At 64.7% G+C, this 13,626-nt stretch carries 12 protein-coding genes and 1 tRNA gene; 6 read left to right on the top strand and 7 right to left on the bottom strand.

Going from position 1 to position 13,626, the window contains the following annotated elements; genetic code table 11:
- The first annotated feature begins 7 nt into the window (after nucleotides 1-7).
- Nucleotides 8-1,726 carry an AMP-binding protein gene (locus D4Q52_RS21830; RefSeq protein ID WP_119858676.1) on the top strand — a complete coding sequence of 573 codons (1,719 nt, stop codon included), beginning with the start codon at nucleotides 8-10 and terminating at the stop codon, nucleotides 1,724-1,726.
- A 262-nt stretch (nucleotides 1,727-1,988) separates the two neighbouring features.
- Here the strand turns inward: D4Q52_RS21830 and D4Q52_RS21825 are convergent, their stop codons facing one another.
- From D4Q52_RS21825 to D4Q52_RS21815, 3 genes are all read right to left on the bottom strand, one after another.
- A complete protein-coding gene (locus tag D4Q52_RS21825) occupies nucleotides 1,989-2,879 on the bottom strand; it encodes a crotonase/enoyl-CoA hydratase family protein (protein WP_119858675.1) in 891 nt (296 codons plus the stop codon).
- A gap of 205 nt (nucleotides 2,880-3,084) precedes the next feature.
- Nucleotides 3,085-4,500 carry an amidase gene (locus tag D4Q52_RS21820; RefSeq protein WP_119858674.1) on the bottom strand — a complete coding sequence of 472 codons (1,416 nt, stop codon included), beginning with the start codon at nucleotides 4,498-4,500 and terminating at the stop codon, nucleotides 3,085-3,087.
- Nucleotides 4,493-5,665, bottom strand: a complete 1,173-nt coding sequence (locus tag D4Q52_RS21815; protein ID WP_119858673.1) for a M20 aminoacylase family protein — start codon at nucleotides 5,663-5,665, stop codon at nucleotides 4,493-4,495. The genes D4Q52_RS21820 and D4Q52_RS21815 overlap by 8 nt, the downstream gene beginning before the upstream one ends.
- 407 nt (nucleotides 5,666-6,072) lie before the next feature.
- Here D4Q52_RS21815 and D4Q52_RS21810 point away from each other — a divergent pair.
- Nucleotides 6,073-6,159, top strand: a tRNA-Leu gene (locus D4Q52_RS21810).
- Nucleotides 6,160-6,268: 109 nt separating this feature from the next.
- On the opposite strand, the gene D4Q52_RS21805 is transcribed toward D4Q52_RS21810, so the two are convergent.
- Together D4Q52_RS21805 and D4Q52_RS21800 are read right to left on the bottom strand one after the other, a co-directional pair.
- Nucleotides 6,269-7,993 carry a deaminase gene (locus D4Q52_RS21805; protein WP_147407842.1) on the bottom strand — a complete coding sequence of 575 codons (1,725 nt, stop codon included), beginning with the start codon at nucleotides 7,991-7,993 and terminating at the stop codon, nucleotides 6,269-6,271.
- Nucleotides 7,994-8,147: 154 nt separating this feature from the next.
- The gene (locus tag D4Q52_RS21800; RefSeq protein WP_119858671.1) at nucleotides 8,148-9,002 is read right to left on the bottom strand and encodes a glycosyltransferase family 92 protein; all 855 of its coding nucleotides are present in this window, start codon (nucleotides 9,000-9,002) and stop codon (nucleotides 8,148-8,150) included.
- Between the two features lie 50 nt (nucleotides 9,003-9,052).
- Between D4Q52_RS21800 and D4Q52_RS26940 the strand changes: the two genes are divergently transcribed.
- Together D4Q52_RS26940 and D4Q52_RS21795 are read left to right on the top strand one after the other, a co-directional pair.
- Nucleotides 9,053-9,184: a hypothetical protein gene (locus D4Q52_RS26940; protein ID WP_283805681.1), complete on the top strand. Its 132-nt coding sequence runs from the start codon at nucleotides 9,053-9,055 to the stop codon at nucleotides 9,182-9,184.
- Nucleotides 9,185-9,222: 38 nt separating this feature from the next.
- Nucleotides 9,223-9,627, top strand: coding sequence for a twin-arginine translocation pathway signal (locus D4Q52_RS21795; protein WP_119858670.1), 405 nt, complete (start codon nucleotides 9,223-9,225; stop codon nucleotides 9,625-9,627).
- Between the two features lie 13 nt (nucleotides 9,628-9,640).
- Here D4Q52_RS21795 and D4Q52_RS21790 read toward each other — a convergent pair whose 3' ends face one another.
- Nucleotides 9,641-10,840: an FAD-dependent monooxygenase gene (locus D4Q52_RS21790; protein ID WP_119858669.1), complete on the bottom strand. Its 1,200-nt coding sequence runs from the start codon at nucleotides 10,838-10,840 to the stop codon at nucleotides 9,641-9,643.
- Between the two features lie 7 nt (nucleotides 10,841-10,847).
- The gene (locus D4Q52_RS21785) at nucleotides 10,848-11,093 is read right to left on the bottom strand and encodes a zinc-finger domain-containing protein (protein WP_119858668.1); all 246 of its coding nucleotides are present in this window, start codon (nucleotides 11,091-11,093) and stop codon (nucleotides 10,848-10,850) included.
- A 208-nt stretch (nucleotides 11,094-11,301) separates the two neighbouring features.
- Here D4Q52_RS21785 and D4Q52_RS21780 point away from each other — a divergent pair, with 208 nt between their 5' ends.
- Nucleotides 11,302-12,465, top strand: coding sequence for a hypothetical protein (locus D4Q52_RS21780; protein WP_119858667.1), 1,164 nt, complete (start codon nucleotides 11,302-11,304; stop codon nucleotides 12,463-12,465).
- 227 nt (nucleotides 12,466-12,692) lie between these two features.
- Entirely contained in the window at nucleotides 12,693-13,448 is a 756-nt protein-coding gene (locus D4Q52_RS21775; RefSeq protein WP_119858666.1) for an alpha/beta fold hydrolase, read from the top strand.
- Nucleotides 13,449-13,626 lie beyond the last annotated feature (178 nt).

Here is a 13,626-nt window from a genome sequence, read left to right as displayed (position 1 = left end):
GGGCCCCATGACCACGTTCCAGCAAGCCCGTTCGTTCCTGCTCGACCATCGCACCGACTACGCGGCCGCCGTCGCCGGCTTCCGCTGGCCGGATCCTGTGCCGTTCAACTGGGCGCTCGACTGGTTCGACGCCGAACTGGCGACCAACAGCAATCGCAATCGTCCGGCGCTGTGGATCGTCGATGGTGTCACCGGGAGAGAGGAGAAGCCGAGTTTCGCGCATCTGTCGAAGCGCTCGAATCAGGTCGCAAACTATCTTCGTGCCCGGGGCCTGAAGCGCGGTGATCATCTGCTGCTGCTGCTCGGCAACGTGGTTCCATTGTGGGAGGTGATGCTGGCGGCGATGAAGCTCGGCCTCGTCACCATCCCGGCGACGACGCTGCTGACGCCGGAGGAATTGCGCGACCGGCTCGACCGCGGCCGTGCCAAGGCCGTGGTCGCGGCTCCGGATCAGATCGCCAAGTTCAAGGGGCTCGGCGGTGACGATCTGCTGCGCGTCGTCGTCGGCCATGCCCAGGATGGCTGGCTCAATTACGACGGCACCGCGCTGCAGTCTGACGTCTTCACGCCGGACGGGCCGACCCAGGCCGACGATCCGATGCTGCTGTACTTCACCTCGGGCACCACGGCCAAGCCGAAGCTGGTGCGGCACAGCCAGCGCTCTTATCCGGTCGGCGCGTTGTCGACGATGTACTGGCTCGGGCTGCAGCCGGGCGACATCCACCTCAACATCTCGTCGCCGGGCTGGGCCAAGCACGCCTGGAGTTGCCTGTTCGCGCCGTGGAATGCCGGCGCCACCGTGTTCGTGGTCAATCAGCCGCGGTTCGACGCCAAGAGCCTGCTGACGACGATCGGCCGCTGCGGGGTCACCACGCTGTGCGCGCCGCCGACAGTGTGGCGGATGTTCATTCAGGAGAAGCTGGCAGACTACCAAGTTTCGCTGCGCGAGGTCTGCGGCGCCGGCGAGCCGCTCAATCCGGAAGTGATCGATCAGGTCAAGGAAGCCTGGGGCCTCACCATCCGCGACGGCTACGGCCAGACCGAGACCACCGCGATGGTCGGCAATTCGCCGGGGCAGGCGGTGAAGATCGGCTCGATGGGCCGGCCGCTGCCGGGTTACGTCGTCGCCATCACCGATGCGGACGGCCATCCGGCGAAGGAAGGCGAGATCACGCTCAAGCTCGGCGACGCGCGCCCCGCCGGGCTGATGCAGGGCTATCAGGGCGAGGGTGGCAAATTGTCGGGCGCCGACGGCGAGGTGTATCGCAGCGGCGACGTCGCTTTTGCCGATGAGGATGGTTACTTGACCTTCGTCGGCCGCACCGACGACGTGTTCAAGTCCTCCGACTATCGCATCTCGCCGTTCGAGCTGGAGAGCGTGCTGCTCGAACACGATGCCGTCGCCGAGGCCGCGGTGGTGCCGAGCCCGGATCCGATCAAGCTGGCGATTCCGAAAGCCTATGTGCTGCTGACGGCGGAGGCGGACCGCTCGCGCGACACCGCACTGTCGATCTTCCGCCACATGGAGGCGCGGATGGCGCCGTTCAAGCGCATCCGCAAGCTCGAGATCGTCACCGAACTGCCGAAGACGATCTCCGGCAAGATCCGCCGCGTGCAGCTGCGCCGCATCGAGCATCAGCAGGACCAGTCCGACACGCTGCGCGGCCTCGAGTTTCGCGAAGAGGATTTTCCGGAATTGAAAGCCGCGCCCGCCAAGGACGATTAGTCCGTAGGATGGGTTGAACGCAGCGAAACCCATCAGCGGCGGGGACGTGCGGCGATGGGTTTCGCCTTCGGCTCAACCCATCCTACGAGTTCTCGACGGCGGGGCGCATAGCGCCCTCTCGTTCGTCATTCCGGGGCGCGCGAAGCGCGAACCCGGAATCTCTCTTTGCAACAATGTCGGGATTCCGGGTTCGCGAGCAAGTGCTCGCGCCTCGGAATGACGTGTGTGGGGCTGGATCGCGTGAGGCCGCGCAGTCGGGCGCTTACTTGTACTCGCGCTCGTCCCACCACGGGAAATACGCCGGCATGTCGGCGGTGACCTTGTTCTTGAACTGCGCCGGGCGCTTTTCCAGGAACGAGGTGACGCCTTCCTTGACGTCGTCGGAGCGGCCGCGCTCGTAGATGCCGCGGCTGTCGATCTTGTGCGCTTCCATCGGATCATCGGCGCCGAGCATCCGCCACATCATCTGCCGGATTAGCGCCACCGACACCGGTGCGGTCTTGGCGGCGATTTCCTTGGCGAGCGTGCGCGCGGTGTCCAGCAACTGATCGGCCGGCACCACGCGGCTGACCAGCTTGCCGGCGAGCGCTTCCTGCGCCGGGAAGACGCGGCCGGTGTAGCACCACTCCAGCGCCTGGGCGATGCCGACGATGCGCGGCAGAAACCAGCTCGACGCCGCTTCCGGCACGATGCCGCGCTGTGAGAACACGAAGCCGAACCGCGCGGCTTCCGACGCGATGCGGATATCCATCGCCAGCTGCATGGTGACGCCGATGCCGACCGCCGGGCCGTTGACGGCCGCGATCACCGGCTTCAGGCACTTGAAGATGCGCAGCGTCACCTGGCCGCCGCCGTCGCGGACCTGCGGATCGGAGTAATCGATCGATCCGTCGGCATTGCGCCGCACCGGGCCGCGTCGCGCGTCGCGGTCGAACGTATCGGCGCCGGACGACAGGTCGGCGCCGGCGCAGAATGCACGGCCTTCGCCGGTGACGATGACGGCGCGCACGTTGTCGTCCGCATCCGCGTTGTCGAACGCCTCGATCAGCTCGGCCTGCATCTTCGGATTAAAGGCGTTGAGCTTCTCCGGCCGGTTCAGCGTGATGGTGAGGATCTGGTCGGCGACCTCGTACTTGATGGTCTCGAACGGCATCTGGTTTCCTCCAGCGTGTTTTTGTTTATGGGACGTCGCGGCCGGCTCGGCCCGGCCATGCATTCCTTATGAAGGAGATGAGCGCGCAGGTCGAGCCTGCGAACTTCGTAGGATGGGTTGAGCGAAGCGAAACCCATCACGATTTTCGCGAGTGGTGATGGGTTTCGCTGCGCTCAACCCATCCTACGAGGTCAGGTGAGATGACTCAGCGCGGCGATTGCGGCCACGGCTGCTGCGGGCCGCGCAGGCCTTCGAACGCTTTCGCCATGCGCAGCACGCCGAGATCGTCGAAGCGGCGGCCGACGATCTGCACGCCGATCGGAAAACCCTTCGAACTGTATCCACCGTTGATCGAGGCGGCTGGATTTTCCGCCATATTCCACACAACGGTATAGAGGATGTGATCGAACGGGATATCCGGATCGTCGAGTGGCGAAGCAACATCGGCGGCGAAGCTGACCACCGGCGCCACCGGCGAGATCAGGTAGTCGATATCGGCGAACAGCTTCGCTCCCATCGCGCGGATCGCCATGGTCTGGTTGAAGCCGCGCACCACGTCGACGCCGGAGAGATTCGCGCCACCTTCCGCCCAGCGCACGATGTAGGGCAGCACCTGGGCGCGCTGCGCGTCGCTGAGCTTGCTGACGTCGTCCCACATCCGCGCGCGCCAGAACATGTCGAGCCCGTTCATCACCTCGCGGGTGAAGTCGAGCTGCACCTCCTTGACGATCGCGCCCTGCTGCTCCAGCAGCCGCGCCGCGTCTGTGACGACGCGGCGGACGTCGTCATCCAGCGCCATGCCGAAAGAAAGATCGGTGAGCAGGCCGATGGTCTTGCCGCGTACATCGCCGTCGAGTTCGCTCCAGGCGATGTCCTGCGGCGGCAGGCTCATGCTGTCGCGCGCATCGGGCTGTGACAGCACGCTCATCATCAGCGCCGCGTCGTCGACGGTGCGGGTCATCGGTCCGGCGCAGCGGCCGACATAGGGCGGATCGATCGGCACGCGGCCGAGCGACGGCTTCAGCGCGAAGATGCCGCACCAGTTCGCCGGCAGCCGCACCGAGCCGCCGATGTCCGTGCCGAGATGCAGCGGCCCGTAGCCGGCCGCCCCCGCGGCGCCCGCACCGGCGGAGGAGCCGCCAGTGTTCTGCGTCAGATCCCAGGGATTGCGGGTGACGCCGTGGAAGCTGGAGAGTCCGGACGACAGCATGCCGAAATCCGGCATCGTCGTCTTGCTCCACAGAATGCCGCCGGCCTCGCGCAGCCGCGCCGCCGGCGGGGCATCGATGGCAGCCGGGGTCAGCGGCGTGATCGGCACGCCGAGCGGCACCGGCGTGCCTCTGGTCGCGACGTTCTCCTTGATGGTCACCGGAATGCCGTCGAGCACGCCCTGCGGCTCACCCTTCGCCCAGCGCTCGGTCGATGCCCGCGCGGCGCGCCGGGCGCCGTCGGGATCGAACGCATACAGCGCGTTGATATGCGGCTCCCAGCGCTCGGCCTGGGCGATCACTTCGTCCATCACCTCGCTCGGCGAGAATTGCTTGCCGTAGTAGCCGGCGAGGAGTTCGGTGGCGGAGAGATCGTTGAGGGCGATGGCCTTGCTGCTGATGCCGTCAGACATTGGCGGCCACCGGCAGGCGGGTCTCGACGATGCGGGCGAACATGCTGGCGCCGATCGGCAGGATCTTGTCGTCGAGCACGTAGCCGGGATTGTGCACCGGCACGTCGCCGTCGTGGCCGACCCAGAAATACGCGCCAGGGATCGCCTGCAGCATGTCGGCGAAATCCTCGCTGCCCATCTTCGGCTGCTCGCGCAGCTTGACGTTGGCGTCGCCGACGACGCCGCGCGCCACCTCGGCGACGACGTCGCTCTGCTCCTGCTGGTTCACCAGTACGCTGAAGATGTCGCGGATATCGACGTGGATCTCGACGTCGAACGCCGCGGCGATGCCCGCCGCCAGCGCCCGCATGCGTTCGCGCACCAGCTTGCGGATGTCGTCGGAGAAGCAGCGCACGGTGCCGGCGAGCCGCGCTTCGCCGGGGATCACGTTGTAGGCCGAGCCGGAATGGAATTGGGTGATCGACAGCACCGCCGAATGCAGCGGATCGACGTTGCGGCTGACGATGGTCTGCAGCGCCTGGCCCAGCGTCATCGCGATCACCACCGGATCTTTGGAGCGCTCCGGCATCGCGCCGTGCGCGCCGTAGCCCGAGATGGTGATGTCGAAGAAGTCGGCGCCGGCCATCGCCGGGCCGGGCAGAATCGCGATCTCGCCATGGGCGAGGTCGGGCGCGTTGTGCAGCCCGTAGAGTTCGTCGCACGGAAACTTCTGGAACAGCCCGTCCTTCAGCATCGCCCGCGCGCCGCCGAGGCCTTCTTCTGCGGGCTGAAAGATGAAATGCACGGTGCCGTCGAAATTGCGCGTCTCGGCGAGATAGCGCGCGGTGCCGAGCAGCATGGTGGTGTGGCCGTCATGGCCGCAGCCGTGGAAACGGCCGGGAATGGTCGAGCGCCAGCCGAGGTTGGTGTGCTCCTCCATCGGCAGCGCGTCCATGTCGGCGCGCAGGCCGATACGGCGGCCGCCGTCACCCTTGCCCTTCAGCACGCCGACCACGCCGGTGCCGCCGAGCCCGCGAAACACCTCGATGCCCCATTGGTCGAGCTTCTCGGCGACGATATTGGAGGTGCGGACTTCCTCGAAGCCGATCTCCGGATGCATGTGCAGATCGCGGCGGATCGCGGTCAGCTCGTCGGCGAAAGCGTCGATGCGGTCGATGGTCGGCATGTGAGGGATTACCCTTGCGGTCGCAGGTTGAGGCGGGACGTGTCGGCGCGCCGCATGCAAGGCTTCAGACCGAAGTTGCGAGGCGGCCAGGGTGGGTTGGACAACGTCCAGGGGCACCGCTGCAGCCGACCGCGCCCGAGCATGCAGGCACTGCGCGCATCTCACTCGAAAGTCGGGGGTGATGTCAAAGCGCGCGGCCGGCGAAGCTGCGTCGCCGCCGCAACCCCGCTTTGCGTTGCGCCGCGCGCTCGACTATGAATGCGGCGCTCTGGCGCGGAAGCAGGCATTGCGCTGCCGCCCCGAGCCGGCCGTCGGCATGATGCGCTGCGGCATCGAATGATGGGGGCCGCCTCGGCTTGCTCCCGTTCAGACGATGTCGCTCGCTCGATTGAGCTGACTGCGCCGATGCGGACGTGGCGAAACTGGTAGACGCAAGGGACTTAAAATCCCTCGATGGCAACGTCGTGCGGGTTCGACCCCCGCCGTCCGCACCAATTGGCTGAGCGATCTTTGGATCGCCGATTTCCGACCACGCAGCTGCGATGTTCTACGTCCATTTAAAAGGCTGAGATTTTGCTGCTCCAGAAGATTGCATGCGCGACGTCACTCTGAATGTCCTTCGGTAGGAGGTTGGCCAGGTAAGCAAGATTCCGCGTTCGATTTCTGCCCAGTTCCGAAATCCTCGAGTAAATCTTTCTCGGGAATCAGAGGCGAATACAAACTGCAATAAGCCGCGCCCGTAATGCCTTCGAACTGTTCATAAGTGATATTGTAGTGCCCCCCGCGGAGAGTTTGATCGCGAGCCATGTCGTCGTACTGATCGATAAATACGATGCGCTCGATCCTCAAATGATACGCCTTCTTAGCACAAAGGGTGCAGGTTGAGGCTGTGGTGTAAAGCGTTGAGCCGACAAGAGAAACGCCACCCATTTTAGCAGTCTGGAGAAACGCGTTTTCTTCTGCGTGGAGGGCTCGAGTGTATTCTGCCTTGCGCTCTTTCAGGATGAGAGCAAGCTCCGAGCGAAAACAGAACGGGGTTTCTCCGCCATTCTTTAGTTCGATATGTTGTCGGAAACGTTCGGCCTTCTCGTAATCGCTGTAGTCCCGATTGTTAGTCTCGCTCACCTCTAGAAGACCCTCACAGGATCGAAGAGAGCAAGGGATTTGCCCGTCGGGAGGATCGTTCCATCCGATGCCTAGGACATATCCAGAGGGACTGACCACCGCTGCGCCAACCTGTCGAGAAAGGCAGCCGGACATTCTTCTCGCTGTCGCGGCAATCTGCATAGAATGCTCATCTCTGCTAGGTGTGAGAGAGCCTGGCTTGTGAACTAACGTGAGTAATCGGGCGATTTGATATTTTAAATGCACGGGTTCGCCTGTTCTGGGACTAATGAAAACGTCTGCCTTCTGGGCGCATGCGGGAATATCCTGTCCAGTGATCCACCAGGCAATGTTCTCTCTATTTTTCGGAATATCGGTTTCGCTTCGGCCGTCGGCTGGATGGCGTCCGCTCTCCTTTTCCCAGATGCTCTCGATTTCACCTCGCGGCATTCTCATTGCTAGCGATCGGCCGCGGTTTTCTGGAGATCGATAAAGGCAAACAAGGTAGAATTCTGCATAGCGTCGTTTGAAATATTCGACTTCAAACGGATTTCTAAAAGCATCGATAACAAATCGGCGGCGTGCTTGGGCCGTACGATAGGCGCGCAAGATCTTACGCATCGCTTCGGGAAGCACGATCATGTGATCAGGGTGAGGTGTGTAGCTTCGATAGCCGCCATATAGGCGGATTTTGTCACCAGCTTGCTGCATCATCGAAATGAACTGACCGAGCGGGATGGCCTTCTTAATTCCACGCAAAATGTTTGCGGACTCTTCATAAGACTCGATTAGTTGATGGCATTCGTCCTGGCTCATAGAGCCTGGACGGCGGAGAAGCGTCAGTGATTCCAGCTTGCTAACGTTTGCGTCTGCTGCGGTACTGACTTCGTCCGGAAAGCCTTGCGGTCGTTCACCTTTGAGTGCCTGTTCTAGAAGTAAAGCCATAATCACAACGGCGACTTCAATTGCAGTGTAAGAATGCCAAGGTGTCTGATTCCAAATTCGCCTCAGGTTTTTATACTGCAGGGATGCGAGCTGATCTGTCGAAGACGCTCTGTCGTCGTACGCAGGTGGGAGTGAAAAAGCCTTGTCTTTCTTTAGGATTTCAGCGGTTTTTGTGCATCCAGATCCCGTGAAACCAGTTAGTCCAATCACAACAAAACCACGCTTAGCTGCGAATATCGCGTCTGCGTAGCTAGTGTATGTTGATGATGTGGTAGTCACGGAGTAGCTCAATCGCTGTAAAGGAACAGCGAAAGAATACACATGTGCTTCATGGAAGCAATTTGTGTGGCCTTGGCATTTGTTGACCAATAGTATTAGTTGTTCAGACGTCAGTCGCAATTCGATTGCAGCGTTTGCCAAAGGGAAGGGATGGCTAGGGGTAGAGTGTCTTTCCCTTCCCAAACACCCTCTCCAGCACCGGCAAAATCGACGTATCGTCTTCCGCGTTCATGTCCTTTTCGGCGGCGAAGTGCCAGTCGCTGTCGCGCGGGACGGGGGTCGAGGCGTCGCCGCGTTGGATCTTGGTTTGCAGGTCGGATAGCGAGCGTGACCAGTAGTGATTGAGGCGGAGCAGGTCGAGGACGGGGCGATCGCCGTCGAACGGGCGGCCGCTCGTATCGATGGTTTCGCCGCGCCAGTATTTGTAGAGGTGCACGTTGCGGATGGCGCGGATCCAGCGCGGGTTGGCGATGGTCTTGGCGGAGATTTTCGACAGCGGCGAGCGCTTGGTGAAGGCGCGGGTGATCGGCACCGGCGGGCGCTGCTCGTGCCCGGCGGAGCCGAAATAGGGCGAGAACACCCCAACCGCCGGCGCGCCGTCGAAGCGGCCGAGCACGTCGGTGACCTTGTCGGCCACCGGCGAGAACAGGAACTCGTCGATGTCGATGAACGCCATCCATTTGGCGTCGAGCCGGTGCTGCTTGATGCAGTGCCGATACGCCGGCAGCTGCCCGACATCGACCGGCCAATCGGTCAGCGTCACCAGCCCGCGCGCGATCCACGGCGCCAGCACGTCGCGAAAATGGTCGGTGCTGAAATTGTTATAGAGATAGAAGTGGCCGACGCCGACGCCTTCGTGGAAGCGCAGCCATTCGTCGAGGAACGGGGCTTCCTCGCGGAAGATCGCGACGACGGCCAGCGTCGGCACGTCGCGGCTCGCGACGGCGCGGTCCAGCGCGCGGGCGCGCCACACGAACGGCGCGCGCAACAGGTCTTTGAAGCTCGGCATTTCCGTCGCTCCGTGTCCGGCGATCGGCAGGCAATAAGAAGCCGCGATGAATGGCCGACCGAACGGGCTTTTGCAAGCTGTGCAGCGACCACAGCACTTTCTATCAAGCCAGCCGCGAGGGTGGGCCGGGTGGCGCCGCCTCCAATCACGTCAACCGCCATACTCCGGACATGGCCGGCTGATTGTACGAGGGCCTGGTTTCTGTCTATAGACGCGGCTCATGACGAATTTTTCCAGGCTTTCCCGGTTTGCTGTGCTCGGCACCCTGCTGATGGCGGGCGCGGGCGTGTCCGGCTGCGCGGCGATCGGCGACAGCGCGATGTCGCAAGCGTTCGTCGATCCTGCCCGCTATGAGCTGTTCAACTGCGAGCAACTCGCCGCCGAGCGAAAGGGGCTGGATGCGCGGCTCGCGGAGCTCGACGGGCTGATGCGCAAGGCGCAGACCGGCGTCGCCGGGTCGGTCGTCTCAGAGGTCGCTTATCGCAACGACTACATCAACGTGAAGGCGCAGTCGCGGCTGGCCGAACAGACCTGGCGCGAGAACAAGTGCACCGAGACGCCGGCTGCGGCTGCGGCGCCAGCCGTGCCGCCGGCTCCGGCGCCGCGCGGCCGCACCGCGCGCTGAGCGAGGTCGCCCACTACGGTTTCCAGTCGTAGATCCAGGCCTGCCGCGCCAGCAGCCGTTCGCCGCCGAGCGCCCGCATGGCGACATCGCGCGCCAGCGCCAGCGGTCCGGTCAGATGATAGATTCGGCCGTTCTGCCGGGCCAGCCGCTGCACCCGGGCGACACGGTTACGGCGAGCGTTCGCGTAGCGTTGCAACGCTTCTGGCATCGCCAGCATGTCATTGCCGGCGTCGCCAAGGCATCGCGCCAGCACCGCGGCATCTTCGATCGCCATGCCGGCGCCCTGGGCCGCGAACGGCAGCATGCCATGCGCTGAATCGCCAAGCAGGGCGGTGGCGCCGGATGTCCAGGCACCGCCGTCCGGCATTGCCAACAGCGCCCATGTCTTCCAGCTCTCGACCGTATCGATCAGCAACCGCGCGGGAGCCGCCCAGCCGGCCGCGGCGAAGCGGTCGCGGAGCTCGCGCGGTTCGCCGGGCGCGCTCCAGCCCTCGCGCTGCCAGTCCCCCGGCACGATCGCGACCAGGTTGATCAGCCGTCCGCCGGAGATCGGATACACCACCAGATGCGCCTGCGGCCCCATCCACAGCTGCACTCCGCCCAGCGCAAAGCCGGGCGGCAGAGCCGAGACGTCGACGGTGCCACGCCAGGCAATCAGGCCGCTGAAGCGCGGCTGCAGCTGCGGGAACAACTGCCGACGCACCGCCGACCAGATGCCGTCGGCGCCGATCAGCGCCTGCGCCTGCATTTCGCCGCGCTCGCCGCGGTGGCGATACACGACTGTTGTGCCGTGGGCTTGGTCAGCGAAGCTCTCGACCACGCAGCCGAGCCGCAGCTCGATGGCCGGATTGGCGCGGACATGGGCGACCAGCGTGCCCTGCAGATCGCCGCGGTGAATCACCCAATATGGCGCGCCGGCCCGCTCCGCCGCCTGTGCGCCAAGCGGCAACCGCACCAACGCTTCGCCGCTGCGGGCGCTCATCACGGTCACCGCATCGGGCGCCAGCGCCAGCGGCGCCAGCTGATCGGCGAGGCCGAGATCGACCAGCACGCGGCTGGCATTGGGGGAGAGTTGCACGCCGGCGCCCGCTTCGGCCAGCCGCTCGGCTTTTTCCAGCACGATGACGCGGAAGCCGTTCGCGGCCAGCGCCAGCGCGGCCGTCAGTCCGCCGATGCCCGCACCTGCAACGACAATGGTGCGGGTCGCCGTCACGGCCGGTTCAGGCGACCTTGTCCTTCAGCACGCATTCGGGCGGCCGGGCCGCGCCGGGCGCGAGATCCGGCGCGTAGCGATACAGCGTCGAGCAGTACGGGCAGATGATCTCGTTGTCGTTGCCGAGATCGAGAAACACGTGCGGATGATCGAACGGCGGGTTGGCGCCGACGCACATGAATTCCTTCGAGCCGATCTCGATCATGGCAACGCCGGCATCGTTCTGGAAATGTGGAACCACATGGTCGGACATTCAGCTCACCTTTGCTCGCGACGGAGAGGGCACATCACGGTGCAGCGCACCATACCGGCGTCGCTGCATGATTCCTAGACCGCCCGGACAGGCTTTGCCCGTCGAAATTCGACACAATCCCATGATGTTGGAGAAGCCCTTCTTTGGTCGGATCGGTTGTGTCCGAGGTGTGACGCCCCCACATGCGACAGATGAGGGTTGAAACGTCATGGGTCTGAAGCTGGGCGTGGCGAAGGCTGGCATCGCACTCTGCGCGGTCGCGCTGGTGCTGACGTGGCCGCACGCCCAGCGCGCTGCGACGTTTCTTGCCGCACAGGACGACCCCGCGCAACTGGCGGACCTGCAACTCGGGGCGGCGTTACAGCAGGAGCCGGGCCTGATCGAGCGGCACACCCGCGAAGCGCTCGACGCGCACGACCCTGAACTCGCCGACAGCTTGGTGCAGCTGGCCGCGAGCCGCAACGTCGCGCTGCCCGACGATCTCAAGCAGCGCGTCGCCGAGACGGTCACAGCCGAACGCTCGGCGACCGGCGTGGCCACGCGGTTCGCGACCGGCCTGATCACCGGCAAGGCCGACGACGGCGCCAGCCTGTCCGGCACCATGGCGGGAGATCTGTTCGTGTTCGGCGACATCCGCGACGTCGTGCGCGAGGGCAGCAATCTCGCGACCGGCGCCGAGGTCGACAGGCTGGTGCTCGGCCTCGCAGCGGCGGGCATTGCCATTACGGCTGCGACCTACGTCACGGTCGGCGGCGCCACCCCGGTGCGGGCCGGCCTGACGCTGGTCAAGGACGCCCGCAAGGTCGGCCGGCTCGGCGAGGGGCTGGCGATCTGGGCCAGCCGCTCGGCGCGGGAGGTGGTCGACACGCCTGCACTGAGGCGCGCGGTGGCGGATGGCACGTCGGTTCGTCCGGACAAAACGGTGACCGCCGTCAAGGCGGCGTTCCGGACGGACAAAGCGGGCGGGCTAATGCGGCTCGCCAAGGATGTCGGCAAGGTCGGCGAGAAGGCGGGAACCCGCGGCGCCCTAGATACGCTCAAGATCTCGCAAGGCCCCAAAGACGTCGCCCGCGCGGCGAAGCTCGCCGAGTCGAAGGGCGGCCAGACCCGCGCGTTTCTGAAAATCCTCGGCCGCGGTGCGCTGCTGCTGACGACGGGGGCGTGGAACTTCGCCTGGTGGATTTTTGGCGCGCTGATGACGTTGTTCGGCCTGGTGGTGTCGCTGAAGTCCGGCGTGGAACGCATCACGCAAAGCTGGATCGACCGCCGCAAGGCCCGCCGCGCCCGACGCCTGATCGCTGCAGCGAAACGCGCCGAGTCCGAACGGCTCCGTGCGGACGCTGCGGTCGGGGGCCTGGTGGCGCCGTCTTAGCCAGCGTATGGCCGCGAGCGGAAAAAATGCGCCGTCTGCCTCACAATCGTCATTGCGAGGAGCGAAGCGACCAAGCAATCCATCGTCCGGGGCAGTGCGCGGGGCTGGATTGCTTCGCCTTCGGCTCGCAATGACGCCGAGCGCGCTCCGTGCCCGTGCTTGCTACCCCCACCTGAGCCCTTCGTTTTCAACTACCAACCTTCCCGTTCACAACATCCGGATGGTGCATGCCGAGCTTTGACCACGGCGGAATCGATATCGCTTATCTCGACGACGGCGAGGGGGAGCCGATCGTGCTGGTGCACGGCTTCGCGTCGAACAAGAACGTCAATTGGGTGTATCCGTCCTGGCTGTCGGAATTGAAGCGCGCGGGACGCCGCGTCATCGCGCTCGACAATCGCGGCCACGGCGAGTCGTCCAAGCTGTACGATCCCGCCGACTACGAACTCGCCAAGATGGCTGATGACGTTGCCGCGTTGATGGATCATCTGGCGATCTCGCGCGCCGACCTGATGGGCTATTCGATGGGGGCGCGGATCAGCGCCAATCTGGCGCGCTGGCAGCCGCAGCGGGTGCGCTCGGTCGTGCTCGGCGGTCTCGGCATGGGCTTGCTCAGCAACGAGGGCCGTCCCGGCGAGAACGTCGCGCAGGCGCTGCTGGCGCCGTCGCTCGACGACGTCACCGATCCGGTCGGCCGGACGTTTCGCGCCTTCGCCGATCAGACCCGGTCCGATCACGCCGCGCTCGCCGCCTGCATGCGCGGGTCGCGCGGCCTGATGAGCCGGGAGGATGCGGCCAAGATCGCGGTGCCGGTGCTGATCGCAGTCGGCACCGATGATGACGTCGCCGGTTCGGCGCACGAACTCAGCGCCATCATCCCTGGCTCCGAAGTGCTCGACATCCCGCGCCGCGACCACATGCGGGCAGTCGGCGACCGTGTCTATAAGGAAGGCGTGGTCGATTTTCTGGCGCGCCGGCCGTGATCGCCATCGCCCGCCGGGTTGATCCCGCTGCGACGCTCCCCACCTCAAGTAAGACTTTCGCGAGGCTTACACGGCGAGCGTTGTGAATATTGGGACGAATCAGCGGCTTAGCCCTGGTGGCGACAGCCCGCGGAAGCCGCCCTCGGCCGCCGCGACAGGTTCGCCGCCGGCGTGCTAT

The sequence above is a fragment of the Rhodopseudomonas palustris genome (genome assembly GCF_003591005.1).
GTDB classification, from domain to species: Bacteria; Pseudomonadota; Alphaproteobacteria; order Rhizobiales; family Xanthobacteraceae; genus Rhodopseudomonas; species Rhodopseudomonas palustris_K.
Note: the sequence above shows the minus strand (reverse complement) of the source record. Positions and strands in the feature narration are given on the sequence as shown.

Excerpts from the sequence above, each read along its gene's own strand:
- D4Q52_RS21800 (WP_119858671.1), bottom strand. The coding sequence starts at position 9,002 with ATGCCGAGCTTCAAAGACCTGTTGCGCGCGCCGTTCGTGTGGCGCGCC.
- D4Q52_RS21795 (WP_119858670.1), top strand. The coding sequence starts at position 9,223 with ATGACGAATTTTTCCAGGCTTTCCCGGTTTGCTGTGCTCGGCACCCTG.
- D4Q52_RS26940 (WP_283805681.1), top strand. The coding sequence starts at position 9,053 with ATGGCCGACCGAACGGGCTTTTGCAAGCTGTGCAGCGACCACAGCACT.
- D4Q52_RS21820 (WP_119858674.1), bottom strand. The coding sequence starts at position 4,500 with ATGTCTGACGGCATCAGCAGCAAGGCCATCGCCCTCAACGATCTCTCC.
- D4Q52_RS21785 (WP_119858668.1), bottom strand. The coding sequence starts at position 11,093 with ATGTCCGACCATGTGGTTCCACATTTCCAGAACGATGCCGGCGTTGCC.
- D4Q52_RS21830 (WP_119858676.1), top strand. The coding sequence starts at position 8 with ATGACCACGTTCCAGCAAGCCCGTTCGTTCCTGCTCGACCATCGCACC.
- D4Q52_RS21815 (WP_119858673.1), bottom strand. The coding sequence starts at position 5,665 with ATGCCGACCATCGACCGCATCGACGCTTTCGCCGACGAGCTGACCGCG.
- D4Q52_RS21780 (WP_119858667.1), top strand. The coding sequence starts at position 11,302 with ATGGGTCTGAAGCTGGGCGTGGCGAAGGCTGGCATCGCACTCTGCGCG.
- D4Q52_RS21775 (WP_119858666.1), top strand. The coding sequence starts at position 12,693 with ATGCCGAGCTTTGACCACGGCGGAATCGATATCGCTTATCTCGACGAC.
- D4Q52_RS21825 (WP_119858675.1), bottom strand. The coding sequence starts at position 2,879 with ATGCCGTTCGAGACCATCAAGTACGAGGTCGCCGACCAGATCCTCACC.